Origin of the sequence: Antarctobacter sp., assembly GCF_965277915.1 — a bacterium.
In the GTDB taxonomy this organism is placed as follows: Bacteria; Pseudomonadota; Alphaproteobacteria; order Rhodobacterales; family Rhodobacteraceae; genus Antarctobacter.
Map to the genome: position 1 here is coordinate 4,382,262 of NZ_OZ255849.1, position 25,990 is coordinate 4,408,251.

General features: G+C 65.6%; 25 protein-coding genes. 13 read left to right on the plus strand and 12 right to left on the minus strand.

The window, feature by feature from the left end; genetic code table 11:
* Positions 1–9: 9 nt before the first annotated feature.
* Positions 10–612 carry a TetR/AcrR family transcriptional regulator gene (locus tag ACQY5B_RS22400; protein WP_424976703.1) on the minus strand — a complete coding sequence of 201 codons (603 nt, stop codon included), beginning with the start codon at positions 610–612 and terminating at the stop codon, positions 10–12.
* 107 nt (positions 613–719) lie between these two features.
* Here ACQY5B_RS22400 and nth point away from each other — a divergent pair, with 107 nt between their 5' ends.
* The 4 genes from nth (at position 720) to ACQY5B_RS22420 (ending at position 4,289) form a co-directional block, all read left to right on the plus strand.
* On the plus strand, positions 720–1,364 hold the full coding sequence (gene nth, locus ACQY5B_RS22405; RefSeq protein ID WP_420327307.1) for an endonuclease III: 645 nt from the start codon (positions 720–722) through the stop codon (positions 1,362–1,364).
* Positions 1,361–2,350: an adenosine kinase gene (locus ACQY5B_RS22410; RefSeq protein ID WP_420327306.1), complete on the plus strand. Its 990-nt coding sequence runs from the start codon at positions 1,361–1,363 to the stop codon at positions 2,348–2,350. The genes nth and ACQY5B_RS22410 overlap by 4 nt, the downstream gene beginning before the upstream one ends.
* A 158-nt stretch (positions 2,351–2,508) precedes the next feature.
* Positions 2,509–3,696, plus strand: a complete 1,188-nt coding sequence (locus ACQY5B_RS22415; protein WP_420327304.1) for a S8 family serine peptidase — start codon at positions 2,509–2,511, stop codon at positions 3,694–3,696.
* 56 nt (positions 3,697–3,752) lie between these two features.
* Positions 3,753–4,289, plus strand: coding sequence for a putative glycolipid-binding domain-containing protein (locus tag ACQY5B_RS22420; protein WP_420327302.1), 537 nt, complete (start codon positions 3,753–3,755; stop codon positions 4,287–4,289).
* A gap of 10 nt (positions 4,290–4,299) precedes the next feature.
* On the opposite strand, the gene polA is transcribed toward ACQY5B_RS22420, so the two are convergent.
* From polA to ACQY5B_RS22440, 4 genes are all read right to left on the minus strand, one after another.
* On the minus strand, positions 4,300–7,107 hold the full coding sequence (polA, locus tag ACQY5B_RS22425) for a DNA polymerase I (protein ID WP_420327300.1): 2,808 nt from the start codon (positions 7,105–7,107) through the stop codon (positions 4,300–4,302).
* Between the two features lie 77 nt (positions 7,108–7,184).
* On the minus strand, positions 7,185–7,880 hold the full coding sequence (gene trhA, locus ACQY5B_RS22430; RefSeq protein WP_305967877.1) for a PAQR family membrane homeostasis protein TrhA: 696 nt from the start codon (positions 7,878–7,880) through the stop codon (positions 7,185–7,187).
* A gap of 106 nt (positions 7,881–7,986) precedes the next feature.
* Positions 7,987–8,898 carry a pirin family protein gene (locus tag ACQY5B_RS22435; protein ID WP_305967876.1) on the minus strand — a complete coding sequence of 304 codons (912 nt, stop codon included), beginning with the start codon at positions 8,896–8,898 and terminating at the stop codon, positions 7,987–7,989.
* 98 nt (positions 8,899–8,996) lie between these two features.
* Positions 8,997–9,176 (minus strand): zinc-finger domain-containing protein, encoded by a 180-nt coding sequence (locus tag ACQY5B_RS22440; protein WP_219510978.1) that lies wholly within the window; start codon positions 9,174–9,176, stop codon positions 8,997–8,999.
* Between the two features lie 37 nt (positions 9,177–9,213).
* Between ACQY5B_RS22440 and ACQY5B_RS22445 the strand changes: the two genes are divergently transcribed.
* A complete protein-coding gene (locus ACQY5B_RS22445) occupies positions 9,214–10,179 on the plus strand; it encodes an ABC transporter ATP-binding protein (protein WP_420327298.1) in 966 nt (321 codons plus the stop codon).
* Positions 10,180–10,372: 193 nt separating this feature from the next.
* On the opposite strand, the gene ACQY5B_RS22450 is transcribed toward ACQY5B_RS22445, so the two are convergent.
* Both ACQY5B_RS22450 and ACQY5B_RS22455 read right to left on the minus strand, forming a co-directional pair.
* Positions 10,373–10,741, minus strand: coding sequence for a histidine triad nucleotide-binding protein (locus ACQY5B_RS22450; protein WP_420327297.1), 369 nt, complete (start codon positions 10,739–10,741; stop codon positions 10,373–10,375).
* Between the two features lie 120 nt (positions 10,742–10,861).
* A complete protein-coding gene (locus ACQY5B_RS22455; RefSeq protein WP_420327296.1) occupies positions 10,862–12,436 on the minus strand; it encodes a DUF5928 domain-containing protein in 1,575 nt (524 codons plus the stop codon).
* A 130-nt stretch (positions 12,437–12,566) separates the two neighbouring features.
* On the opposite strand from ACQY5B_RS22455, the gene ACQY5B_RS22460 reads away from it, so the two are divergent.
* Positions 12,567–13,385, plus strand: coding sequence for a sulfotransferase family protein (locus tag ACQY5B_RS22460; protein ID WP_420327294.1), 819 nt, complete (start codon positions 12,567–12,569; stop codon positions 13,383–13,385).
* Positions 13,386–13,407: 22 nt separating this feature from the next.
* Here the strand turns inward: ACQY5B_RS22460 and rpiB are convergent, their stop codons facing one another.
* Together rpiB and ACQY5B_RS22470 are read right to left on the minus strand one after the other, a co-directional pair.
* Positions 13,408–13,857 carry a ribose 5-phosphate isomerase B gene (rpiB, locus tag ACQY5B_RS22465; RefSeq protein WP_420327292.1) on the minus strand — a complete coding sequence of 150 codons (450 nt, stop codon included), beginning with the start codon at positions 13,855–13,857 and terminating at the stop codon, positions 13,408–13,410.
* Positions 13,858–13,959: 102 nt separating this feature from the next.
* On the minus strand, positions 13,960–14,538 hold the full coding sequence (locus ACQY5B_RS22470; protein WP_420327291.1) for a DUF1285 domain-containing protein: 579 nt from the start codon (positions 14,536–14,538) through the stop codon (positions 13,960–13,962).
* 69 nt (positions 14,539–14,607) lie between these two features.
* On the opposite strand from ACQY5B_RS22470, the gene ACQY5B_RS22475 reads away from it, so the two are divergent.
* From ACQY5B_RS22475 to ACQY5B_RS22490, 4 genes are read left to right on the plus strand one after another with little or no spacing between them, the layout of a single operon-like run.
* Positions 14,608–15,627 (plus strand): AAA family ATPase, encoded by a 1,020-nt coding sequence (locus ACQY5B_RS22475; protein ID WP_420327290.1) that lies wholly within the window; start codon positions 14,608–14,610, stop codon positions 15,625–15,627.
* Complete coding sequence (locus ACQY5B_RS22480) at positions 15,624–16,502, plus strand: DUF58 domain-containing protein (RefSeq protein ID WP_305967868.1); 879 nt, start codon at positions 15,624–15,626, stop codon at positions 16,500–16,502. Before ACQY5B_RS22475 ends, ACQY5B_RS22480 begins: the two co-directional genes overlap by 4 nt.
* On the plus strand, positions 16,499–19,261 hold the full coding sequence (locus ACQY5B_RS22485) for a DUF4159 domain-containing protein (RefSeq protein WP_420327289.1): 2,763 nt from the start codon (positions 16,499–16,501) through the stop codon (positions 19,259–19,261). Before ACQY5B_RS22480 ends, ACQY5B_RS22485 begins: the two co-directional genes overlap by 4 nt.
* A 12-nt stretch (positions 19,262–19,273) precedes the next feature.
* Positions 19,274–21,313 carry a glutamine amidotransferase gene (locus ACQY5B_RS22490; RefSeq protein WP_420327288.1) on the plus strand — a complete coding sequence of 680 codons (2,040 nt, stop codon included), beginning with the start codon at positions 19,274–19,276 and terminating at the stop codon, positions 21,311–21,313.
* Between the two features lie 36 nt (positions 21,314–21,349).
* Here ACQY5B_RS22490 and ACQY5B_RS22495 read toward each other — a convergent pair whose 3' ends face one another.
* From ACQY5B_RS22495 to ACQY5B_RS22505, 3 genes are read right to left on the minus strand one after another with little or no spacing between them, the layout of a single operon-like run.
* Positions 21,350–21,697, minus strand: coding sequence for a hypothetical protein (locus ACQY5B_RS22495; RefSeq protein WP_420327287.1), 348 nt, complete (start codon positions 21,695–21,697; stop codon positions 21,350–21,352).
* 57 nt (positions 21,698–21,754) lie between these two features.
* A complete protein-coding gene (locus ACQY5B_RS22500) occupies positions 21,755–22,462 on the minus strand; it encodes a DUF599 domain-containing protein (RefSeq protein ID WP_420327285.1) in 708 nt (235 codons plus the stop codon).
* Positions 22,462–22,872 carry a CopD family protein gene (locus ACQY5B_RS22505; RefSeq protein WP_305967863.1) on the minus strand — a complete coding sequence of 137 codons (411 nt, stop codon included), beginning with the start codon at positions 22,870–22,872 and terminating at the stop codon, positions 22,462–22,464. The genes ACQY5B_RS22500 and ACQY5B_RS22505 overlap by 1 nt, the downstream gene beginning before the upstream one ends.
* A gap of 137 nt (positions 22,873–23,009) precedes the next feature.
* Between ACQY5B_RS22505 and ACQY5B_RS22510 the strand changes: the two genes are divergently transcribed.
* The 3 genes from ACQY5B_RS22510 to ACQY5B_RS22520 all read left to right on the plus strand — a co-directional run bounded on the left by ACQY5B_RS22510 (position 23,010) and on the right by ACQY5B_RS22520 (position 25,990).
* Positions 23,010–24,458, plus strand: coding sequence for an FAD-linked oxidase C-terminal domain-containing protein (locus tag ACQY5B_RS22510; protein WP_420327283.1), 1,449 nt, complete (start codon positions 23,010–23,012; stop codon positions 24,456–24,458).
* Positions 24,459–24,521: 63 nt separating this feature from the next.
* Positions 24,522–25,652 carry an FAD-binding protein gene (locus tag ACQY5B_RS22515; RefSeq protein ID WP_420327281.1) on the plus strand — a complete coding sequence of 377 codons (1,131 nt, stop codon included), beginning with the start codon at positions 24,522–24,524 and terminating at the stop codon, positions 25,650–25,652.
* Positions 25,652–25,990, plus strand: coding sequence for a hypothetical protein (locus ACQY5B_RS22520; protein ID WP_420327279.1), 339 nt, complete (start codon positions 25,652–25,654; stop codon positions 25,988–25,990). The genes ACQY5B_RS22515 and ACQY5B_RS22520 overlap by 1 nt, the downstream gene beginning before the upstream one ends.

Below are 25,990 nucleotides of genomic sequence, written 5' to 3' on the forward strand. Positions count from 1 at the left end.
CTTTGGAATTCAGGCCGCGATCGACAGCCAGACCCGCTCAAAGGTCTGCTCGATGCTGTCGCGCGGTATTGGCTGGCCCCGCATCACCGCCCCGCGCGCCATTTGCATGGCAGGCGCGGTCAGCAACAGGGACAGCAGTTTTGTATCCAGCGGGGCCAGGGTGCCATCCTGCACCCCGCGCCGCAGAAGCGCCGCGATATCCTCGGCATAGCTGTCCGCTTTGGCCTGCTGGTCTTTGGTCAGCAGATGCGCCGCGGCGCCAAAGTCGAGGAACAGGAACTCGCGCGGGTGATCGGCGATCCAGTCGAACATGTCGAACCACATCGCACGGATCATCGCGGCGGTCGGCGTGGTGTCCCGCCGTCGGGTGATGGTCTCGTGGAACTCCTCTTTCAGCTCCATGTAGACCTGTTGCAGCATGTCGGTCTTGTTCTCGAAATGCACATAGATCGTCCCGGCAGAGACTTGCGCGCGTTTCACAACGTCCGCCACGGACAAGGCGGCAAAGCCCTTGTCCACCGCCTCATACACCACGGCATTGCGCAGTTTCCGACGAGTCTGGTCCTTGGTCAGGCGGGGCATGGCGAGTCCTTCCGGTTCGATGACGCTCAAGTATGATAATGAATATTCATTATCAATAACGCGGGCGAAAAAATGCCTCACACCTTGGTGAGCGGGGCGACTTGCGGCACGGGGGCATTGCGGGCATAGGGGAACGCATGGCCAAGCAGCTTGACTATCATACGATCCGGCAGATCTTTTCCCGCTTTCAGGAGTCCGAACCGGAACCCAAGGGCGAGCTGAACCACGTCAATGCCTACACGCTGGTCGTGGCGGTGGCGCTATCGGCACAGGCGACGGATGCGGGAGTCAACAAGGCCACCGAAAAGCTGTTCCAGATCGCCGATACACCGGAAAAGATGCTGGCTCTGGGCGAAGAGGGCGTGACAGACCATATCAAGACCATCGGCCTGTATCGCAACAAGGCCAAGAACGTCATCAAGATGGCCAGGATCCTGGTCGAGGACTACGGCGGCGAGGTGCCCAACAGCCGCGCCGCGCTGGAAAGCCTGCCGGGTGTCGGCCGCAAGACCGCCAACGTGGTGCTGAACATGTGGTGGCAGTACCCGGCGCAGGCCGTGGATACACATATTTTTCGCGTCGGCAACCGCACCGGCATCTGCCCGGGCAAGGACGTGGTCGCCGTGGAACGCGCGATCGAGGACAACATCCCGGTCGATTTCCAGCAACACGCCCATCACTGGCTGATCCTGCACGGGCGGTACATCTGCGTCGCGCGCAAGCCCAAGTGCAAGGCCTGCCTCATCAACGACCTCTGTCCATTCGAGGAAAAGACGACATGAAGAAATACCAGGTCGTCGGCATCGGCAACGCCGTCGTCGACGTGATCGCCCGCACCGAGGACGCCTTTCTGGCCGACATGGGCATCGAGAAAGGCATCATGCAGCTGATCGAGCGCGACCGCGCCGAAACGCTTTACGAGGCGATGGGCAACCGCGTGCAGACACCGGGCGGATCGGTGGCCAACACGATCGCGGGCCTGGGGAACCTGGAAGCGCGCACCGCCTTTATCGGACGTGTCGCGGATGACGACCTTGGCGCATTCTATGCCTCGGCGATGAAGAACGAGGGCATCGACTTTGTAAACGATCCGGTTCCGGGTGGCGAATTGCCCTCGTCGCGGTCGATGATCTTCGTTTCGCCCGATGGCGAACGCTCGATGAACACCTACCTCGGGATTTCCGCCGAACTGGGCCCGGATGACGTATCCGAGGATGTGGCGGGCCAGGCCGAGATCCTGTTCCTCGAAGGCTACCTGTTCGACAAGGACAAGGGGAAAGAGGCCTTTCTCAAGGCTGCGCGTGCCTGCAAGGCGGCGGGCGGCAAGCCCGGGATCGCGATTTCCGATCCCTTCTGCGTCGAACGTCACCGCGCGGACTTCCTGAAGCTGATCGAACACGACATGGATTTTGTCATCGGCAACGAAGACGAAATTCGCTCGCTCTATCAGAACGACGACCTGGACGCAGACCTGCGCGCCGTGGGCGAGATTTGCCCGCTGGTGGTCTGCACCCGCTCCGGTGACGGTGTCTCGATCCTGCACGAAGGCACACGCACCGATGTCAGCGTGGAAAAGATCGTGCCCGTGGACGCAACCGGCGCAGGCGACCAGTTTGCCGCCGGGTTCCTGTTCGGACTGGCCACCGGCGCGGACATGGAAAAGGCGGCCCGCATGGGCAGCGTCGCCGCACGCGAGGTCATCAGCCACATGGGACCGCGCCCGGAAACCAGCCTGCTGGACCTCTTCCGCCAGCATGGCCTGATCTGACCCGGTCAAGACGTTTCGGGCGCCTGACTGGTCGACTTTGGCCGGCGCCCGTCTGATTTCATGGCGATTTCACGCGGCATTCACGCAAGTGCCGTTCCGCCACGCATCCCGTATCGCTAGCCTAATCCACAAGGGTTGGATTGTCCGGGGCGCGGTACATGACGCGATATATCCTTTTGCGAGACAAGACCCGGAACTGGCGCAGGGCACGCGTGCCGCTTGGCTCCGGTATCGCGCCGGAGGATCCCGACGCCCCCGCCGACCCGCAGATCGAGGTGAAAGAACTGACGCCCTCCGACCTGCGCGAGACCGCCGGCGACCGCGATCTTCTGACCATCCAGCCCGCCATGCCAACCCGCCTGCTGACGCCCGAACCGATGGACGAGTTGCGTGCCTGCGACATGGTTCCGGGCTGGGGACTGCGGGCCACCCGGGCGGACTGGACCCCGATGTCGGGCGCCGGGGCGCGTGTGGCGCTGCTGGACACGGGGATCGACGCCGGGCACGCCTGCTTTGCCGGGGTCGCGGTGACAGCACGGGATTTCGCCGGAACCGGCATCGCGGATGCCAACGGCCACGGCACCCATATGGCGGGGACGGTGCTGGGCCGCGACCTGGGCGGCACGCGCATCGGCGTGGCGCGCGGGATCAGCGAATTGCTGGTCGGCAAGGTGCTGACAGACAGCGGGCGCGGCCGGTCCGAGGATTTCCTGAACGCGCTGCTCTGGGCCTTGCAGAAAAAGGCGGAGATCGTCGGCTTTGCACTGGCCTTCGATACTGCTGCCCAGATCGAGTCCCTTGTCGAGGAAGGCTATCCGGTACCGCTGGCCACTGCGGCCGCCATCCATGCCTATCGCGGCAACCTGCGCATTTGTGAAATGCTGTTGCAGATGATCGGCGGCGGACAGGTTCCGCTGATGCTGGGCGCCGTCGGCAACGACTCTCTCCGCACCATCGCAACCGATTTCGAGACCGGCCCGGTTGCCCCGGCAGCGGCTTCGGGCGTGCTGGCCGTCGGCGCCTGCGGGCCGGGCGAAGCGGGGTTTTGCCCCGCGCCCTTTACCAACGCGGGCGCGGCCGTGGTGGCACCGGGCGTGGGCATCATCTCGGCCGGCCCGGCCGAAGGCCTGCGCCCGCTCAACGGCACCTCGATGGCGTTGGCCCATGCGGTGGGGATCGCCGCGCTCTGGGTCGAAAAGATGCGTGCCGAGAACGAGGCCGTGACGGCACGGACGCTGGCCACCCGCCTGGTCCGCTCTGCCACCTTCGAGCCGATGTGCCCGGCAGCCTCTTACATCGATTGCGGCAGGGGGTTGATCCAGGCCCCCGAGGGATCGCTGGACTGATTGGCGCCATGGCAAGCGCAACGTGCTAGACTCTGCTCCCAAGGGGAGGCACAGCCATGATCGCAGGAGCGTTCGCCGTCTTGTGGGTCCGCCAGGACGGACCGGGAAACGACGCATGCCGTTTCGCAGAGGCCGAAGGCGGCTTTTTGATCGACGGGTCGTCAACGGATGCGGACTGGACCGCGTTGCGCTATCGCATCCGCGCCCGCAGCGACGGGACGACGCACCGTGTCCGTATCGGCGCCCGCTCCCGCATCTTCATCCAGCGCAATGCAGCGGATGACTGGCTGCTGAACGGGGCACATGCCCCGGAGGTCGCCGGCGCCAAGGATATCCACCTTGGCTTTACCCCCGCTGCGCTGACCCTGCCGATCCGCCGTCTCGCGCTGGGCATCGGGGAAGAGGCCGCCGTCGATCTCGCCAATCTGGACCTGGAACTGGCGCGTCTGACACCTCTGCGCCTCGCCCTCCGGCGGGTGGCGAAGGACAGGTACGCGACGGTCGATCAAGCGAGCGGCGCGACCTCAAACCTGACGGTGGATGCGCAGGGCATCGTGCGCGCCGTGGAGGGGCAATGGATCGCGCAGAGGTAACGCGCCGGCATCAGTGCGCGTCGGCCCAGTTGTCGCCCTGCCCGGCATCCACCACCAGCGGCACGTCCAGCTTCACAACCGGGTCGCAGGCACCTTCCATGACCTCCTTGGCCACACCGATCAGGTCATCGACCGCGTCTTTTTCGACCTCGAACAGCAGTTCGTCGTGCACCTGTAGCAGCATCTTGGCGGGCAGACCCTTGATGGCATCCGGCATCCGGATCATCGCGCGCCGGATGATATCCGCCGCCGTGCCCTGGATCGGTGCGTTGATCGCCGCGCGCTTGGCAAAGCCCGCACGCGGCCCCTTGGCGGCGATCTCTGGCGTGTGGATCTGGCGGCCGAACAGGGTTTCCACCCGTTTGTGTTCCTTGGCGAATTCCACCGTCGCGTCCATGTACTTGCGGATGCCGGGGAAGCGTTCGAAATAGCGGTCGATGAACCCTTGCGCCTCACCCCGCGGGATGCGCAGGTTCCGCGCGAGACCAAAGCCGGAAATTCCGTAGATCACGCCAAAGTTGATCGCCTTGGCCTGACGGCGAATGTCCGGCGTCATCTCGTCCAGCGGCACGTTGAACATTTCCGACGCCGTCATGGCGTGGATGTCCTGCCCTTCGCGGAACGCCTGTTTCAACGCGTCGATCCCGGCCATGTGGGCAAGGATGCGCAGTTCGATCTGGGAATAGTCGAGGCTGACCAGAACCTGCCCTTCGGGCGCGATGAACGCGGTGCGTATGCGGCGCCCTTCCTCTGACCTCACCGGGATGTTCTGCAGGTTGGGATCGTTCGAGGCCAGCCGCCCGGTGTTCGCGCCCGCGATGGAATAGGACGTGTGCACCCGCCCCGTATCGGCGTTGATGTGTTCCTGCAGGGCGTCGGTGTAGGTCGATTTCAGCTTGCTGACCTGCCGCCAGTCCAGCACGCGGCGGGGCAATTCGTGTTCCGTCGCCAGGTCTTCGAGGATGTCGGCCCCGGTGGAATACTTGCCGGTCTTGCCGCGCTTGCCGCCCTCGAGCCCCATCTTGTCGAAGAGGATCTCACCAAGTTGCGCAGGGCTGCCGACGTTGAACTTCTCGCCGGCCAGCTCGTGAATTTCCTCTTCCAGCTGCGCCATCTTCTGGGCAAAGGCGCTGGACATGTTGCGCAGCACCTCGCGGTCGACCTTGATACCGGTCATCTCCATCTGGGCCAGCACAGGCACCATCGGGCGTTCCAGCCCCTCGTAGACGCGCGTGACCCTGGCGCGGTGCAACTGCGGCTTGAAGACCTTTGCCAGCCGCAGGGTGATGTCCGCGTCCTCGGCGGCATAGCGCGTGGCCTTGTCGATCGGCACCTGGTCGAAGGTGATCTGGCTCTTGCCGCTGCCGATGATCTCCTTGATCGGGATCGGGGTGTGCGACAGGTAGCGTTCCGCCAGCGCATCCATCCCGTGCCCGTGCAGCCCCGCGTTCATCGCGTAGGACATCAACATGGTGTCGTCGATCGGCGCGATCTGCACACCGTAGCGCGCCATGACCTTGGCGTCGTATTTCATGTTCTGGCCGATCTTCATCACCGCCGGGTCCTCCAGCAGCGGCTTCAGCGCCTCAAGGGCCTGCTCCAGCGGGATCTGCCCCTCTGTCAGGTCCTTCGACTCGAACAGACCCTCGCCGCTTTCGCCGCGATGGGTCAGCGGGATGTAGCAGGCATGGCCGGGGTCGACGCAAAGCGAGATGCCGACAAGGTCGCAGGTCATCTCGTTCAGGCCCGTGGTTTCCGTGTCGAAGGCCACGGTGCCGCGCTCGTTCGCGCGGTCGATCCATTTTTGCAGCGCCTCCATATCGGCCACGGTTTCATACCGTTCGGGGTCGATGGCAGGCCAGTCGGGGTCTTCGTCCCTGGGGTTGGCCCCCTCTGGCGTGGTGTCTGGGATCACCGGCGCCTCGACCCCCAAACCGTCGGCGATACGCTTGGTCAGGGTGCGGAACTCCATCTCCTTGAGAAAGCCCAGCAGCACCTCGGGTTCCGGGTCGCGCACCTCGAGATCGTCCAGCGTGAACGGCAGGTCCATGCCCTCGTCCAGCTGGACCAGTTTCTTGGACAGCTCGATCTGGTCGCGTTTCTCGATCAGGGTCTGGCGGCGCTTGGGCTGCTTGATCTCCTCGGCCCGGTCGAGCAGGTCTTCGAGGCTGCCATATTCGTTGATCAGCAGGGCCGCCGTCTTGATTCCGATGCCCGGTGCCCCGGGCACATTGTCCACGGAATCGCCCGCCAGCGCCTGCACGTCGACCACCCGTTCCGGCGGAACGCCGAATTTTTCCATCACGCCTTCGCGGTCGATGAGCTTGTTCTTCATCGGGTCCAGCATTTCGACGCCGTCGCCGACAAGCTGCATCAGGTCCTTGTCCGACGACAGGATCGTGACCCGCCCGCCGGCCTCCCGCGCGCGGCAGGCCAGCGTGGCCATGATGTCGTCGGCCTCGAATCCCTCGATCTCCTTGCAGGCGATGTTGAAGGCCTCGGTGGCCCGGCGGGTCAGCGGAATCTGCGGGCGCAGATCCTCTGGCATCTCGTCGCGGTTTGCCTTGTACTGATCGTACAGGTCATTGCGGAAGGTGTGGCTGCCCTTGTCGAACACCACCGCAACATGGGTCGGCGCATCGGGGCCCGTGTTCCCTTCGACGTAGCGGTGCAGCATGTTGCAGAACCCGCTGACCGCACCGATCGGCAGGCCGTCGCTTTTGCGGGTCAGGGGCGGCAGGGCGTGGAAGGCCCGAAAGATATAGGCCGAACCGTCGATCAGATGCAGGTGGCATCCCTTGCCGAAAGTGCTGGCCATGTGTCGTCTCCCGCTCAGGTCATGTCACGCATGATGTGCCACGAACCGCGGCGGGGTGCCAGCAGCGGATTTCAGCCCTAGCGCACCGCCACCACAGGATGCGGCACGGCGGCAGCCAGGAAGACGGCCACGAAAAAGACGATGGAGGCCGCGACCACCATGCCGTGCCAGATCGTGTTGTGAAACCGCAGGCGCGAGGCCATCAGGAAAGGCGTCCCGATGGAATAGAGCACGCCACCCACCACCATCAGTACGCAGACCGACAGCGGCAGCGCCGCCAGCAGGTCCCAGCCGCCGATCACCACCGCCCAGCCAGTGCCGAGGCACATCAGCACCGCCAGCCCGGCGGGCAGACGGCGTTTGAACAACGTCACGGCCGCCGCCCCGGCCGCCGCGCTCCAGACCGCGGCGAGCAGGCCGGACCCGGTGCCGGACAACAGCGCGAAAGGCGTATAGGTGCCAGCGATTTTCAGGTGGATGGCCGACATGTCGAGCCGCCGGAACAGATCCGTCAGGTGCGGGCGCCCGACATGGTTGTACAGCAGAGAGGCGGTCAGCATCACGATCAGCGTGCCGCCGTAGATCGAAACACCGACGATCCCCGCCGCGTCCCCGCGCCAGACCGCGGTCAGCGTGATCAGAACCGGCACCGCCGCCAGCGCAAGCACCAGCGCAACCATGTGCACGGCCATGTCACTGGCCCGCTCCGCCGGGCTGTAGTCCCGCTCTACCCGGTCAGGCAGGGCGTTGGAAATGTCCCGTTTCGCCATCATGAGGTCAGGGTATCCGCACCACGATCGAATGCAAATACCTTGGCACGAAAGGGTAAGCGCTTCGTGACCGACGGTGAGGGGCGCGATACACGCCCCTCGCCCCGGATCAATGCGCGGGCTTGATGAAGGTGCCGTTGTGCAGGTCCTGCATGGCCTTGCGCAACTCGCCTTGGGTGTTCATCACGATGGGCCCGTGCCAGGCCACCGGCTCCTGAATAGGCTTGCCCGCGACCAGCAGAAAGCGCACCCCCTCCGGTCCCGCGCTCACCTTGACCTCGTCGCCGTTGCCAAAGCGCACCAGCGTGCGGTTGCCCGACATGTCGCGGATGTTGACCTCTTGCCCGCCGAACTCCTTCTCGACGCGCACGCCGATCGGATCCGCGGCCTCGGCAAAACGTCCGGCCCCGGCAAAGACATAGGCAAAGGCATTCGCCCGCGTGTCGATGGGCAGCACCTTGGTCACGTTCGGCGGCACCGATACATCGAGGTACAGCGGATCGGCGGCGATTCCGTCGACCGGCCCGCGCTTGCCCCAGAAAGAGCCCGTGACAACCTTCACCCGGGTGCCGTCATCGTCGATGATCTCGGGGATATCCGCGCCCTGGATGTCCTGGTAGCGCGGCGCCGTCATCTTCAGCGAGGAGGGCAGATTCGCCCATAGCTGAAAGCCGTGCATCTGCCCCTTGGCGTTCCCGCGCGGCATTTCCTGGTGCAGGATGCCCGACCCTGCGGTCATCCATTGCACGGAACCCGCGCCCAGCACCCCCTCGTTGCCCAGGGAATCGCCGTGCGTCACCTCGCCTTCCAGCACATAGGTGATGGTCTCGATCCCCCGGTGCGGGTGCCAGGGAAAGCCTTTCAGGTAATGCGCCGGATCCTCGTTGCGGAAATCGTCGAGCAACAGGAAGGGATCGCTTTCGCTTGTATCGCCAAAGCCGAAGACGCGGTGCAGGTGCACGCCGGCTCCCTCCATCGTGGGCTGCGCGGCGGATTGAGAGGTGACAGGTCGGAAAGTCATGGCAAACTCCTCATCGGTTTGCCACTACATAAGGCGCGCGGCGCGCCGCCCCAATCACCACCCGCGCACAGATCCTGTGACGCGCGTCACACTGGCGCTCAGGCCTTGCCCTCGAAATCCTTGTGGACGTATTTCGCGTCGCAGTAGGGACACTCGACAAAACCGGTCTCAAGCGGGATCTGCAACCAGACCCGGGGATGGCCCAGGGCCCCTTCACCGCCGTCACAGGCGATGCGATAGCTCTCGACAATCTTGGTCTCGGGCGCTTGGGTCGTCATCTGGTTCCCTTTCGCGATGCTCTGGCCTATTTGCCTTATGACCAAAGCGGAGAAGGGGAGCAAGCCGTTGGACAAGGGGCAGAATGACGCCGCAATCCGCATCGAGGGCCTGACCAAGACCTATGCAGGCGGCAAACAGGCGCTGAAAGGCGTCGACCTGAACGTGCCTGCGGGCTCGGTTTTCGGCCTGCTGGGACCGAACGGCGCAGGAAAATCGACGCTGATCAACATTCTGGCCGGGCTGGTCATCAAGACCGCCGGCCAGGTGCAGATCTGGGGCTGGGACCAGGACCGCAACCCACGACAAAGCCGCGCCGCCATCGGCGTCATGCCGCAGGAACTCAACCTCGATCCGTTCTTTACCCCGCGCGGCGCGCTGGCGGTGCAGGCGGGGCTCTACGGCGTGCCGAAATCGCAGCGCCGGACCGATGAGATCCTGGAGATGGTCGGTCTCAGCGACAAGGCAGAGGCCTATGCCCGCACCTTGTCGGGCGGCATGCGGCGTCGCCTCCTGCTGGCCAAGGCGCTGGTGCATTCACCGCAGGTGCTGGTGCTGGACGAACCCACGGCGGGCGTCGACATCGAGCTGCGCCAGATGCTCTGGACCAACGTCCGCAAGCTCAACCGCGAACGCGGCATGACCATCATCCTGACAACCCACTACCTCGAAGAGGCCGAGGAGATGTGCGACGAGATCGCCATCATCAACCACGGACAGCTGGTGGCGCAGGACAGCACCTCGAACCTGCTGGGGCGGCTCGACGCCCGCACCATGGTGATCCAGCCCGAAGAAACGCCGGAGAAACTGCCGCAGGCCGAAGGCATCGAAGCCGAGACCCGCTCCGACGGCAGTCTCGCCCTCACCTATCGGTCGACCCAGACCCGCGCCGAAGAGGTGCTGGCCGCGGTCCAATCCGCCGGGATCCGCATCCGCGAGCTGAGGACCGAGGAGCCGGACCTCGAGGATGTCTTCCTCGCCCTCACCGGCAGCACGGCGGCCTGAACGCGCCGGATCATTTTTGAGTATTTTCAGAGAGAAGAAACCCCGCTGCTTCTTCTCTCCGGAAAATACTCCTGGCATGCGTCATCCGTCTGCCAGCCATTTGCCAGAGGCGGCGGCTCCCCACACACCCCGAGCCCGCAGGCCGGAGACCGACGGGCAAGACGTCCTGTGCGCCGAAAGGCGCGCCTTTGGATTACGACTTTGCCAGCATCCGGCCCAGCGGACGCCCCGCCAGGATATGAACGTGCAGATGCGGCACTTCCTGCACGCCGTCTCTGCCCGCGTTGGAAATCAGCCGGTAGCCTCCGGCCTCCAGACCTTCCATCCGGCAAACCTCGCCGATCACCCGGTTGAAATCCAGGATCTCGGCATCCGTCGCCTCTTGCACGAAATGGTCGTAGCAAACGTAGGCGCCCTTGGGGATCACCAACACATGCACCGGCGCCTGCGGATAGATGTCGCGAAAAGCCAGCGTGTGCTCTGTCTCCAGCACCGTCTTGTTGGGGATCTCGCCGGTCAGGATCTTGGCGAAGATGTTTTTCGGGTCGTAGGTATAGGCCATGCCGCGCGTCCTGCTGCTGTAGTGTCGGGTGGAAGCCCTGCCCCGGCCGCCGGGACGGATCTTGCTCTTGGCATAGCTCCTGCAGCAGAGAACGCCACCGCTTTCTTGGGCCGCGGTGGCTCAATCCGCGAAAAACCGATCCAGTGCCACGATCTCCTGCGCGACACTTGCCGGCACCGAAAGAAAGCCGGCCACCGCCCGGGCATGGGCCTCGCGCGGGTCTGTTTCGCGCAGGCGCAGGTGGTTGTCGAACTTGGCGTCCCGGATGCGGTCGCTTTCGTGCAGCAGATCATTGCGGACGGTGGGCAGCAAACGCGCCAATGCTTCCGGCGGGGTCCGCTCACCGGCAAGCCCCGAACGCATGGCATGACCGGCCAGGTCGGCGTCCGAAAAGTGACACTCGATCTCCAGCATCCGCGTCTGCGCCCGGTCGCGGCCGAAATCCTCCAGCAGATCGAGGTTGGCCGGATCCATGCAGATCACCAGCCGGTCGCTCTCGTAGTAGTCGTACAGCATACGCATCAGGGCCCGGCGGTGGCGATGCCGCTTGGCCATGGTGGACTGGATGCCGCCGAGGTCCGGCAGGGGGCAGTTGTCTTCGTTGAACAGGTACTCGATGCAGGGAATGTTCGTCATCTGGCGGATACGGTCGGTCAGCCGCTTGGCGACGTGCCATTTCTTGCAGATCACGATCAGCAATTCGCGTTCGCGCCCCAGGCTGCTTTCGGTCTCCCAGAAGCGTGGCGCGAAGCGGCGCCCCGTCCGGCCGCGTTCGGTCAGGAAACGGTACAGCGACGGACCCTCGTTCGAGATCTGGAACCGCGCCGTTTCGGCGGCATAGAGCACGCCCAGCCGGCGGCGCAACTCGGTTGCCTCGGGGCTGATCTTGCGTGCGAACAGGTAATCCTGGCTCATCAACAGGTCGTAGTGATCGTTGTAGAAATTCACCGGCATCCCGTAGTCGGTGAACAGCAGGAAGGTCAGCGTGCGGCTTTCGATCTCTTGCTCGGGCACGAGATGGCGCACGAGGGTCTGAAAGAAGGTTTCATCCGGGATCCAAGTGCTTGCGAAAAAGTGCACCACGTCGCGGCGCGTCTTCACGAAATCCAGGATCCATTCGATCGTGCGACGGCGCAGGCACCACCACTGGCTGCCGATCATGACCTCGATATCGTCCGGGATCTTTCGCGTCAGGCGCAGCCGTTTCTGCACCTCGAACATCGCGTAGAACAGGCGCTTCTGGGTGCGTTCGTTGAACCAGTGGCGGTAGATCAGGCGCTCTTCCTTCCAGCCGGTCTTGATCCAGTCCGACCGAAAGAAATCGAAGCTCTCGATGTAGTCGCATTCGCGCCGGTCCAGAAAGGCATGGGCATATTCGGCGGACTTGATCGCCATGCAATCGCCCGAGACCATGTAGAAATGCGTCGCACGCGGAAAGGCGCCCACGGCCGCCTCGACCGCGTTCAGCGTGGCGCGCACAAGGCTCCATTCCCCCCAGCCGCACCTGATCCGTCGCGCAAAGGTCACGTTGGGATTGCCCTTGAGCGCCGACTTGATGCGGGCAAACGCCTCGGCCCCGGCGCGGGCGTCGAAATGGATCGAAATGTAGTCGCCCACGGCCGTCAGGCTCTGCGCCTGCTTGATGATGGCGTCAGGATCCTTGTGACACAAAAGGATGAAGGCAATTTTCGCCATCCAGAGAACCAATCGCCCCAATTTCGCCCGATTGTTTATGTTGATAGAGGTGAATTTCTGTTGAATAAACCTGCTTTGCGCGGATTTTCCGCCGGGATGCGCCACGGCAGGCGGCAAGGAGGCAAGACGGATGGGGTTTCCCGGCACATGGATGACCGAGAGCGAAAGCGTCTTGTATCGCGTCGTGCCCAAATGCGCCTGCTCGACGATCGGGCAGATCCTCTACTATTCGGACCACGGCGCTTTTTTCGACGGTGACATCCACGACGCCAGGCAGGGCCTGCACAAATGGGCGCAGGACCACAGTCAGCCGATCATCAGCGCCAACGTGAAAACGCGCAGCGCCTACGCCTTCACCTGCGTGCGGAACCCCTATAGCCGCGTCCTGTCCAGCTTTTTCGACAAGATCTGCGGCATCCAGCGCAATGGCAAACGCTATCGCGGCAACATGGTCCCGCTGCTCATGCAGAAATACGGGGTCGAGGTGGGCGATCCTGAAAACGGGTTCCAATTCGACCAGGTGCGCAGTTTCCGACGTTTCCTGCTGTTTGCGCGCGACACAATCCGCTGGCGCCGCCCGATGGAGCCGGACATCCACTGGTCGGCCATCTCAGGCCATGTCGGCACCTTCATCGTGAACGGCGGGCGCTATGACAGCATCATCTGGACGGAAAAGTTCAACGAGGGGATGCAGGACGTGCTGGACCACATCCAGACGCCCCACCCGATCGACCTGACCGCCATTCCCCGGTTCAACGAATCCGAGGGCCACGGGCCGAAACGCACGCATCCGGTCGAGGATTACTTCGACGATCTGTCGATGCACCTGGTCAAGGAAATCTATGGCCGGGATTTCGACCTGTTCAAATACGATTTCGACAACCCGGGCAACAAGCTGCCCGTGGGTGAAATCGACCTGGACGAGGTGCACGCCAAACTGGGCGACTGACCGCCCGGCCCGGCGCTTGGGCTCAGGCTTCCAATGCCTTGATCATGTCGACCCGGGTGCCGTGGCGGCCGCCTTCGAATTCGGTTTCCAGGAAGGCATCCACGATTTCCAGCGCCAGCCCCTCCCCCACGACGCGGGCGCCCAGCGACAGGATCTGCGCGTCGTTGTGCGCACGGATCATGCGGGCGGAAAACGGATCGGCGCAGACCCCGCAGCGGATGCCCGGCACCTTGTTTGCCGCCATCATGATGCCCTGCCCGGTCCCGCAGAGGATGATGCCGAGGGCGCAATCGCCCGAGGCCACCTTGCACGCCGCGGCGGCACCATGTTCGGGGTAATGGGTGCTTTCGGGCGATGTCGGGCCGATGTCCACCGCCTCCCAGCCCTTCGCCTCGATGTGCCGGGCGATGGCCTGGCGCAGGTCGATGGCGGCGTGGTCGCTGGAAAGAACGATGCGTTTGCTGTCGGTCATGGCGTCTGTGTTCCGTTTCCGGGGGATATCCAGGGGTTCGCGGCAGCCTCTACCACGCTGCCCGCCTGCTGTCCTGCCGAAAGACGCCGCAGGGGCGCGGTGTCAGCCCAGTTCGCCCGAGGGAATGATCGGGAAGAACCGCCCGGACGACCAGACCCCGAACCAGCCATCGTGATGTGCGCCCCGATCCACCAGCCGGTAAAAGCTCTTGCGGTCTATCAGCGCTTCGAGGTTGGCCCGGATCAGGACGTAGGGCGACGGCTCGCCCGTCTCGGGATCGCGTTCCACCCGGATCGGGTGCTCCGGACCCGCCGCGGCGAAATCGCCCACATGGGTCTCGAAGGTCAGCACCTGCGACTCGCCCTCGCCCTCCGCCTCGAAATCGACGGCCACGAAGGGCGCGTCATCGACGGTGATCCCCACTTTCTCGACCGGAGTGACCAGAAAATAATCATCCCCGTCCTTGCGCAGAATCGAGGAAAACAGGCGCACCAGCTCGAATCTGCCGATGGGTGTGCCGAGGTAGAACCACGTCCCGTCACGCGCGATACGCATGTCGAGATCGCCGCAGAAGGGCGGATTCCACTTGTGCACGGGCGGCAGGCCCTTGCCTTTGCGGGCCTCTCTGGCCGAGGCGGCAAGGCCGTCGGCAGACGGGGTCACGAGATTTTGTCCGCTCATAGTTTTTGCCATTCCCTTCCCAGTCGATACATACTTGCGCAAAGAGATAGTATGCAATGGAGAGATGACATGTCCGATCACGCAGACGCGGCCGAGGATCTGGTCGCCGAGATCGAGGCGCTCGAGGACAAGCTGGCCGAGGCCAAGAAGTCGATCACCGCGCGCTTCATCGGACAGGAACGGGTCGTGGACCTGACGCTGTCGTCGCTCCTGTGCGGGGGGCACGCGCTGCTGATCGGCCTGCCGGGCCTTGGCAAGACGCGGCTGGTGGAAACCCTGTCGACGGTCATGGGGCTGAACGGCAACCGGGTGCAGTTCACGCCGGACCTGATGCCCGCCGACATCCTCGGCTCCGAGGTGCTGGAAACCGGCGCGAATGGCGAGCGCACGTTCAAGTTCATCGAAGGCCCGATCTTCTGCCAGTTGCTGATGGCGGACGAGATCAACCGCGCCTCCCCCCGGACGCAGTCGGCCCTGTTGCAGGCGATGCAGGAAAAGCAGGTCACGGTGGCCGGGCAGACCCGCGCGCTGGAGGCGCCGTTCCATGTTCTCGCCACGCAGAACCCGATCGAACAGGAAGGCACCTATCCGCTGCCCGAGGCGCAGCTTGACCGTTTCCTTGTCCAGATCGACGTGGCCTACCCGGATCGCGGCACGGAAAAGGACATCCTGCTGGCCACCACCGGCACCGAAGAGGCACAGTCGCACCAGGTGTTCACCGCCGCGGAACTGATCGCCGCACAGACGCTGCTGCGCCGGATGCCGGTGGGCGATGCGGTGGTCGAGATGATCCTCGACCTCGTGCGGGCGTTCCGCCCCTCTGATCCGTCCTCGCCGGAGCGCGTCAAGGATATCGTCGCCTGGGGCCCCGGCCCGCGCGCCGCGCAGGCGCTGATGCTGACCGTTCGGGCCCGTGCCCTGTTGCAGGGCCGCCTTGCGCCGTCGCCCGAGGATGTCCTGGACATGGCCAAGCCGGTTCTGGTGCACCGCATGGCGCTGAGCTTCTCGGCCCGCGCGCGGGGTGAGGATCTGGGCGCACTGATCGACGAGGTCGCCGAGGGGCTGCGCCGGACCGAGGCCGCGGCGTGACAGCCACCGTTGCCCATCTGCGCACCCGCGCCCAGGAAGAGGCCGGGCGTTTCCCGGCCCTGCTGGCCCGCGCCGAACACCTTGCCGGCACCGTCCTTCTGGGCGACCACGGCAGGCGGCGCGCCGGGCTTGGCGATGATTTCTGGCAATACCGCACGCTGCAGCCCGGCGACAGCTATCGTTCCATCGACTGGCGCCGGTCGGCGCGCGGGGACGAACAATTCGTGCGCGAACGCGAATGGCAGATCGCGCAAAGCGTGCAGGTCTGGGTCGATCCCGGCGCCTCGATGCGCTTTTCCAGCCACAAGAACCTGCCGACCAAGGCCGACCGCGCGCGGCTGGTGGCACTGGCCACCTCGATCCTGCTGATCCGCGGCGGCGAACGTGTCGGCCTGACCGGCTGGCGCCTGCCGCCGCGCCGGGGCGACATGCAGACCCTGCGACTGGCCGAGATGTTTTCCGAGGACGGCGAGGACGACTACGCCGAACCCGAGGCACGCGGCATGCTGCCGAACGCAAAGGCGCTGTTCGTGTCGGATTTCCTGAGCGACGTCGAACCGGTCGAAGCAGCCCTGACCAAGGCCGCCGACCGCGGCGTTCGGGGCGTGCTTTTGCAGGTTCTGGACCCGTCCGAGGAGGCCTTTCCCTTTGACGGGCGCACGATTTTCGAAAGCGTGAACCAGACCATGCGGCATGAAACGCTCAAGGCCGGTGACCTGCGCGAGACCTATTTGCAGCGGCTGGCCGAGCGCAAGGCGCGGCTGGACGCGATCTGTCGGCTGACGGGCTGGCAGCACTTGACCCATCACACGGACCAGACCGCGCAATCCGCCCTGCTATGGGTATACCGCGCGCTGGACGGGAGCCACGGATGACGCTTTTCGGCCTGATCGGTTTCACGACACCCTGGCTCTTGCTGGGCCTGCTTGCCCTGCCCATCCTCTGGATCATTCTCCGGGCGGTGCCGCCGGCACCGATCCGGCGGTTGTTCCCGGGCGTTGTCCTGCTGCTGGGCCTCAAGGACGAGGAACAGGTGACCGACCGCACGCCCTGGTGGCTCTTGCTGCTGCGGATGCTGGCGGTGGCCGCGGTGATCGTGGGCCTCTCCGGGCCGGTGCTGAACCCCGACAACGACACCGAGGCAGCCGGCGACGGGCCGCTGCTGGTGGTGATGGACGCCAGCTGGGCCTCTGCCGCCGACTGGCGCGGGCGGATGATCGCGCTGGATGGCTTGCTGGCCGAGGCCGGGCGCAATACGCGGCCCGTGGCCGTGATGCGGCTGACCGATCCCGAACAGGTCCAGTTCCTCAGCGCCGACGTGCTGCGCACGCGGCTGTCGGGCATCCTGCCGGAACCCTGGCAACCCAGCGCTGACAACATCGCCCGCGCCATCGAACTGCTGCCCGAGGATGGGTTCGACACCTACTGGATGTCGGATGCCCTCGCCCGCGAGGGGCGCGAGGACCTGCTGACGGCGCTGGAATCCCGGGGCCGCGTGACCGTCTTCGAAGCGCCGCGCACGCTCTATGCGCTGGAGCCCGCGCAGGTGTCCGAGGGCAACCTGCTGATCACCGCGCGCCGCCTGCGCGAAGGCCCGGAGGCCGAGGTGACCTTGGCCGGGCATGGCAAGGACCCGGCGGGCAATCCCGCCGTGCTGACCCGCAACACGCTGACCTTCGAGGCCGGGATGATGGAATCGATCACCGAGATCGCCCTGCCCGCCGAGTTGCGCGCCCGCATCGAACGGTTCGAAATCGAGGGCGCGCGTAGTGCCGGGGCCGTCACCCTGCCGGACGACAGCCTGCGCCGCCGCGAGGTCGCCCTGATCGCCGGCGCGACCGACCGCGAAGGGCTGGAGCTGCTGTCGCCGCTGCACTACCTTGAAAAGGCGTTGGAGCCGACCGCCGACCTGCTGGACGGCGCCTTGCTGGACATCCTGCCCGCCAACCCGGACGTCATCATACTGGCCGACGTCGCCACCCTGTCGCCCGCCGAGGAAGAGGCCGTGCTGGAGTGGCTGGACAAGGGCGGGATGCTGCTGCGCTTTGCCGGGCCAAAGCTGGCGGCCTCCGACATCAGCCGCGACCTCGAGGACCCCCTGATGCCCGTGCGCCTTCGCGCCGGGGGCCGGACAGTGGGCGGCGCCATGAGCTGGGGCGAGCCCAAGGCGCTGGCGCCCTTCCCGGACGAAAGCCCGTTCTTCGGGTTGGACATCCCCGACGACGTGACCGTGAACAGCCAGGTCATGGCCCAGCCCGACCCGACGCTGGCGACGCGCGTGGTCGCGCAACTGTCGGACGGCACGCCGTTGGTGACGCGCAAATCCGTGGGCCAGGGGCAGGTTGTGCTGTTCCATGTCACCGCAAATGCGGAATGGTCCAGCCTGCCGCTGTCGGGTCTGTTCGTTCAGATGCTGGAACGGCTGGCGGTCTCCTCTGCCGCCGCCCAGCCAGAGATCGAGGACATGGAGGGCACCGTCTGGCAGCCGATCCGCGTTCTGGATGCCTTTGGCCGCCCGCGCGAGGCCAGCACCCTGCCCGGTGTCGACGGCCCCGATCTTGTCACCGCGCCGCTGGGGCCGGAGCTGCGTCCCGGCGTCTACCAGGGCGAGGACCGCAGCCTGGCGCGCAACGTCGTCACCGCCGACATGGACATGACCCCGATGGTCTGGCCCGAACGTATCCCGGTCGAGGGCATCCTTCAGCCGCAGGAAAAACCGCTGGCAGGCTGGCTGCTGGCCGCGGCCATCGCGCTGTTGCTGGCGGATGTGATCGCTTCCCTGGCGCTTTCGGGGCGGCTGCGCGGCGCGGTGTCCGCCGGGGTGGTTCTGGGCGCACTGATGCTGGCACCGCAGCACGGGCAGGCCCAGACGCCGGAAGATCGCGCCGCCATCGCCGCCGCAAGCGAGGTGGTGCTGGCCTATGTGATCACCGGCGACAGCACGGTGGACGACCTGTCAAAGGCCGGGCTGCAGGGCCTGTCCGACACGTTGTTCTTTCGCACCTCGGTCGAACCGAACCCGCCGGTCGGCGTCGATCTGGAATCCGACGAACTGGCCTTTTACCCGATGCTGTACTGGCCGATAACCGCCGGCCAGCCGACGCCATCGCGTGAGGCCTATGCCAAGCTGAACACCTACCTGCGCACGGGCGGCATGATCGTGTTCGACACGCGGGATGCCGATATCTCGGGTTTTGGCAGCGCGACGCCAGAGGGCCGCAAGCTGCAACAACTGGCCGCGCCGCTGGACATTCCCCCGCTGGAGCCCGTCCCCGAGGACCACGTCCTGACCCGCACTTTCTACCTGCTGAACGCCTTTCCCGGTCGTCATGCGGGCCGCGAGGTCTGGGTCGAGGCCGCACCGCCGGATGCGGAACTGATCGAGGGCATGCCCTTTCGCGATCTCAACGACAACGTGACACCGGTGGTCATCGGCGGCAACGACTGGGCCGCCGCCTGGGCGATGGACGGCAACGGCAATCCCCTGGTGCCCATCGGCAGCGGCTTTGCCGGGGAACGCCAGCGCGAGATCGCCTATCGGTTCGGCGTGAACCTCGTGATGCACGTCCTGACGGGCAACTACAAATCCGACCAGGTCCATGTCCCCGCCCTGCTGGACCGCCTGGGCCAATAAGCGAGAGCAGACATGAACGGACAGATCGTATTCGACCCGCTGCTGCCCTGGGCGGCGATTGCCGTACTGGCGGCGCTGGCGCTGCTGGGCACGGGCCTGGCGCTGTGGCGCGGGCTGTCGGGCTGGGCCCTGCGCTTTCTGGCGGGCGTGGTGCTGGTGGGCGCGCTGGCGCAGCCGTCGTACCAGGTCGAGGACCGCGCACCGCTCTCGGACATCGTGCTGATGCTGGTGGACGAGACCGCCTCGCAGCAACTGGCCGAACGCGCCGACATCACCACCGAGGCCGCCGCACGGCTGGAGGCACAGCTTGACGCGCGTCCCAACACCGAGGTGCGCCGCATTCCCGTCCCGGACGGAGAAGGCGACGCCGGCACGCTGTTGATGACGGCCCTGTCCAATGCCCTGGCCGAGGAACCGCGCGGGCGCATCGCCGGTATCCTGCTGCTGTCGGACGGGCGATTGCATGACCTCGAACGCGCGCCGGACCTTCCCGCGCCGATGCACCTGCTGATGACCGGCAAGGAGGATGACTGGGACCGCCGCCTGATCGTGCGCAACGCCCCGTCCTTTGCCATCCTCGGCGAGGAGGTCGAACTGACCCTGCGGATCGAGGACAACGGCGCCGCCCCCGGCGATACCCGGACCGATATCCTGATCTCTGTCGATGGCGACGAGGCCGAGCGTTTCACCGTCCCCATCGACGAGGACCTGACCCTTCCGATCACCCTGCCCCACGGCGGACTGAACGTGATCGAGTTCACAGTGCCCGAGGCGGATGGAGAACTGACGGATCGCAACAACAAGGCACTGATCCAGATCAACGGCGTGCGCGACCGGCTGCGCGTTCTGCTGGTCTCGGGAGAGCCGCACGCGGGCGGACGCACCTGGCGCAACCTGCTGAAATCGGATTCCTCGGTCGACCTGGTGCATTTCACCATCCTGCGCCCGCCGGAAAAGCAGGATGGCGTGCCGGTCAACGAATTGTCGCTGATCGCCTTTCCGACGCGCGAGTTGTTTCTCGACAAGATCGACGATTTCGATCTGATCATCTTCGACCGCTACAAGCGGCGCGGCATCCTGCCGGCGATCTACCTCGACAACGTGCGCAACTATGTCGAGAAGGGCGGCGCCGTGCTGGTCGCCGCCGGGCCGGATTTCGCCTCGGCGGATTCGATCTACCGCTCGCCGCTGGCGGACATCCTGCCTGCGGAACCGACGGCGCGGGTGGTCGACCAGGGGTACAAGCCAGCCGTGACCGACCTGGGCCAGCGCCACCCGGTGACATCGGGCCTTTCGGGCGCGGATGACTGGGGCCGCTGGCTGCGCCAGATCGAGGTGCAGCCGATCAAGGGCGACGTGGTCATGTCCGGCGTCGACGACCGTCCCTTGCTGGTGCTGGACCGCGTAGGAGAGGGGCGCGTGGCGCTGCTGGCCTCGGACCAGGCCTGGCTGTGGAGCCGGGGCTACGAGGGTGGCGGGCCGCAACTGGACCTGCTGCGGCGGCTGGCGCACTGGATGATGAAGGAACCCGAGCTGGAGGAAGAGGCACTCTGGGCGGAACCTGCCGGACAGACGATGCGGATCGTGCGCCGCACCCTGAACGAATTTGTCGGCGACGTGATCGTGACCACGCCCGATGGCGACGAGGTTCAGGTGCCGCTGGAAGAGGTCAGCCCGGGTCGCTACGAGGCGATCTACGACGGCCCCCAGATCGGCCTCTACCGGCTGGAGGAAAACGCGCTGTCGGCGGTGGTGGGCCTTGGCCCCTCGGCCCCGCGTGAGTTTGTCCAGACCATCGCATCTGGCGCGGCCTTGGCGCCGATCATCGACGAGATGCGCGGCGGTGTCATGCGCCTGGAAGAGGGGCTGCCATCGATCCGCGAGGTCCGCGCCGGGCGGCCCGCCGCCGGGCGCGGCTGGATCGGGCTGACCCCGCGCGAGGCCTACGAGACGCTGGACGTGCGACAGACTCCGCTGGCGCCGGAGTGGCTGGTGCTGCTGCTGGCCGCCGGGCTGATCGTCGGGGCCTGGATGCGCGAGGGCCGCAGCTGAGACCTTGCCAAAGCGACGGGCGGGGCGAGCCTCGCCCTACGGCAGCGAATAGGGAACCGGCTCGGCGGACCAGCCATCGACCGAGCATTTTGCCCGGATCATGACCTGGGACGTGCCCTCGGGGATCACGATGCCGGACTGCGATCGGGTAAAGGGCTGTTCGTTCACATGCGGGTGCAACAACTCCCGCGTGCCAAGAACGGTGCCATCGGGCAGTTCCACACGCCAGCCATCGGCATAATGGTCCCACCCCGTGTCCGGGTGGAAAAGCGTGACGGAAAAACGCCAGGTGCCATTGCCCTGGCTGGCCTCGACGGCCTCGATCCGGGGCGGATCGGCCAGAGCGGGGGTGGTGAAAAGGAGAAAGGCTGCAACGTGTTTCATGCGATCAGCCTAGCAGCCTTGTGCCGCGCTGTGGATCACGAAGCGCGGAGGGAGAGGTCATTCCATCTTGTCGGTGTCTTCCAGCAGGACCTCGCGCGACGCCGAGGTGAACTCTCGCCGCAGGATCACCGCAAGGGCAATGAGCGTCGCCACGATCAGCGGCCAGGCCCCCACCAGCCAGGCCGAAGCCGCGATCCCGAAATAGACCGACCGAAGGCCGCGATTGTAGCTGCGCGCGGCGGTCACGTTGATCTCGGCCGCCTTGCGGGCGCGGGGGTAGGCCGCCGGGTGATCCGGTTCGTTCGGCACCGCCGCCATCAGCACGGAGGCATAGCCGAACAGCCGGTGTGACCAGACGAATTTCAGAAAGGCGGTGGCGGCGAAGAGCATCATCGCCATGACCTTGATTTCCAGCACCACCACCGGATCAACCGAGGGCGCCAGGTCCTGCGCCACGCCGCGCAGCCGATCGGCATTGCCGATCAGGGCAAAGCCGCCACCGATCGCGATCATGCTGGCCGAGGCAAAAAACGCCGTGCCTTGCCGCAGATTGCTCACGATCTGCGAATCGAAGATACGCGGATCGCGGGTGACAAAGACCTCCATCCAGGCGCGCCGATAGTCCGCCATGATCACCGAGGTCGAGGGCCGACGCCGGGGCGGATGTTCGATGATCCAGCCCGCGCCTTGCCACGCAAGCGCCAGCAGCGTCAGCGCGGCGACGTCCCACAGGGTAAACCCGGCGCGCAGAGTCTCCCAGGTCATCAGAAGGGTTGGGCCACGACGACCCAGAGGATCGCGATGGTGCCGATCACGCTGATCTCGTTGAAGATGCGCAGGTACATGTCGCTTTCGGTAAAGACGCCGCGCTGTGCCCGCCGCACCAGCCGCCCGGTCCAGAGGTAATGCGCCGCCAGCAACACGACCAGCGTGGCCTTGAGGTGCAACCAGGCGGGCCAGCCCAGCCAGAGCCCGTACCAGACGCCGGTGATGATGGCGATCACGCCAAGCCCGAAGGAAAACCGGTAGAGCCGGAACGTCAGATCACCCAACGGTCCGTTTTCGCCAAGGCGTGCGTGCTCACGCTTCCAGTAGATGATCGCGCGCGGCACGGCAAAGATGGAGGTCATCCAGCCCATGACGCACAAAAGATGAATGATCTTGACCCAACTCATGCGCGCACCTGACCCTGTAGCCGGATAAATGGCAAGATGCCGCGCCACCGCAGCGCGATTCACTGTAGCGCAATGGCGATTTTGGTTATATCTTCTTACCAATTGCCCCGATGCCGCGGTGGCCGAGGAGACCTGAAATGCAGATGCCCGACCCGAACCCCGCCATCCTGGCCCGCAAGGCGCGGATCGTCGAGCGATTGCGCAGCGTCCTGCCCGCCGACGCGGTGATCGAGGACGAGATGGAGACGCGCGCCTATGAATGCGACGCCCTGACCGCCTATCGCTGCCCGCCGCTGGCGGCCGTGCTGCCCTCCTCGACCGAAGAGGTCGCCGCGGTGCTGAAGGTCTGCCACGAAGAGGGCGTACCGGTGGTGCCACGCGGCTCGGGCACCTCGTTGGCAGGGGGCGCTTTGCCGACGGCGGATTCGGTGATCCTGGGCGTGGCGCGCATGAACGAGGTGCTGGAGGTGGATTACGCCGACCGCGTCATCCGCGTGCAGACCGGGCGCACCAACCTGAGCGTGACCGGCGCCGTCGAGGAAGAGGATTTCTTTTACGCCCCCGACCCCTCGTCGCAGCTGGCCTGCGCGATTGCCGGCAACATCGCGATGAACTCGGGCGGGGCGCATTGCCTGAAATACGGCGTGACGACGAACAACCTGCTGGGCGTGACGATGGTGCAGATGGACGGCACCGTGGTCGAGATCGGCGGCGCACATCTGGATGCGGGCGGACTGGATCTGCTGGGGCTGATCTGCGGCTCCGAGGGGCAGTTGGGCGTCGTGACAGAGGCAACCCTGCGCATCCTGCGCAAGCCCGAGGGCGCGCGGCCGGTGCTGATGGGCTTTGATTCGAACGAGGTCGCGGGGGAATGCGTCTCTGACATCATCAAGGCGGGCGTTCTGCCGGTGGCGATCGAGTTCATGGACCGGCCCTGCATCCGCGCGACCGAGGATTTCGCCAAGGCGGGATACCCGGACTGCGAGGCGCTGCTGATCGTCGAGGTCGAAGGCAGCCCGGCAGAAATCGACGAACAGCTGGGCCTGATCCTTGAGATCGCCCGGCGCCACGACCCGGTGGAGCTGCGCGAGGCACAGAGCGCCGACGAGGCGGCGCGGATCTGGCTGGGCCGGAAATCGGCCTTTGGCGCGATGGGCAACATCAACGACTACATGTGCCTGGACGGGACGATCCCGGTCAGCGCGCTGCCCTACGTCCTGCGCCGCATCGGCGAGATGTCCAGGGAATTCGGACTGGACGTGGCCAACGTGTTCCACGCCGGCGACGGCAACATGCACCCGCTGATCCTGTTCAATGCCAATGAGCCGGGACAATTGGAAACCTGCGAGGCCTTCGGCGCCGAGATCCTGAAGCTTTGTGTCGAGGTAGGCGGCTGTCTGACCGGTGAACATGGCGTGGGCATCGAGAAACGGGACCTGATGGTGGACCAGTACGATCCGGCCGACCTGGAGGCGCAGATGGCGGTCAAGGACGTCATTGACCCGGCGTGGCTCTTGAACCCGGCCAAGGTTTTCCCCTTGGCCGCGTCGGAAGGACGCCGGAGCCTCGCGCTGGCGGCGGAGTGAGGGAGTGGGGCCAGCCCCACACCCCGGAGTATTTTTGCAGAGAAGTAGCCAGGAGCGTGGCGCATGAGACCTGAGAGCGAAGCGGAACTGGCCGAGGTGATCACCGGCGCCAGCGCGCCCTTTCACATCCGTGGAGGCGGGACGCGGGCTATCGGCGTGACCACCGCGGCGGAGGTTCTGGAGACGAGCGGCCTGTCGGGTATCTCGCTTTATGAACCGGGTGCACTGACGCTGGTGGCGCAGGCGGGCACCCCGCTGGCCGAGATCGAGGCGACGCTGGCGGCGGAGGGACAGCGGCTGGCCTTTGAGCCGATGGATCATCGCGGGCTGCTGGGGACCCTTGGCGAACCGACCATCGGTGGCGTGGTGGCCGGCAATGTCAGCGGACCGCGCCGGGTACAGGCCGGGGCGGCGCGGGATTTCCTGTTGGGCGTGCGGTTCGTAGATGGCGCGGGGCAGGTGATCAAGAACGGCGGGCGCGTGATGAAGAATGTCACCGGCTACGATCTGGTCAAACTGATGTGCGGCAGCTGGGGCACCCTGGGTGTCTTGACGGAAGTCAGCCTTAAGGTGTTGCCGGTGCCGGAAACCGCCGCCACCCTGTTGATCGACGGTCTGGACGAGGCGGACGCGCAAGAGGTGATGAGCCGGGCGCTGACTTCGCCCTTTGAGGTGACGGGTGCGGCCCATGCGCCGGGTGGACCGGGTGAGCAGCCGCTGACGCTCTTGCGGCTCGAAGGATTTGCCGGGTCCGTCGCCTACCGCACCGGGCGGTTGCAGGACATGTTTTCCGACCTTTCCATACGGGTGGAGACGGACCCGGACCGGGTTGGCGCGCTCTGGCGCTGGGTGCGGGACGTGGAGATCATGCAGGGCACCGGCGGCGATGTATGGAAGTTTTCCGTCAGGCCCAGCGAGGCGCCGGGGCTGTTGGCCCGGTTGCGCGCGGCGCATCCGGTCGAACGGGTGCTCTACGACTGGGGGGGCGGGTTGATCTGGGTGGAATGCGCACCGGGCACCGATCTGCGTCCCAAAGAGTTGAAAGGGCACGCGACGCTGATCCGGGCCTCGGAACAGACGCGGCTGAACCTGCCGGTGTTCCAGCCGGAACCGCCTGCGCTGGCAACGCTCAGCGCGGGCATCCGCGCCCGGTTCGATCCGCGCGGCATGCTGAACCCCGGGATCATGACCTGATGGCCAATCCGGCCCTGATCCTATTTGTCATGGGCTTTGTCGCGGCGCCCTTGCTGGGTGCGGTGCTGCTGCAACTGCCCGACACTCCGGGCGCGCTGATCGGGCTTGCGCTGGCGGTCTTCCTGGCCTCTGGACTGGCGCTGTACCTGCAAGAGAGATCGGCGCTGGCCTCGCTTGCCGCGCTCTGGACCGGTTGGGTGCTGGCGGTGGTCATGGTGGCGCAGGCCCTGCGGCGACGGTTGGCCGGTGCGGCGAACAGCCGATGGACGAAACGCGGCGCGCTGCTGGCCTGCGCGCTCCCCTGGTTTGGCCTCGCCCTGGCCCAAGTGATGGACTGA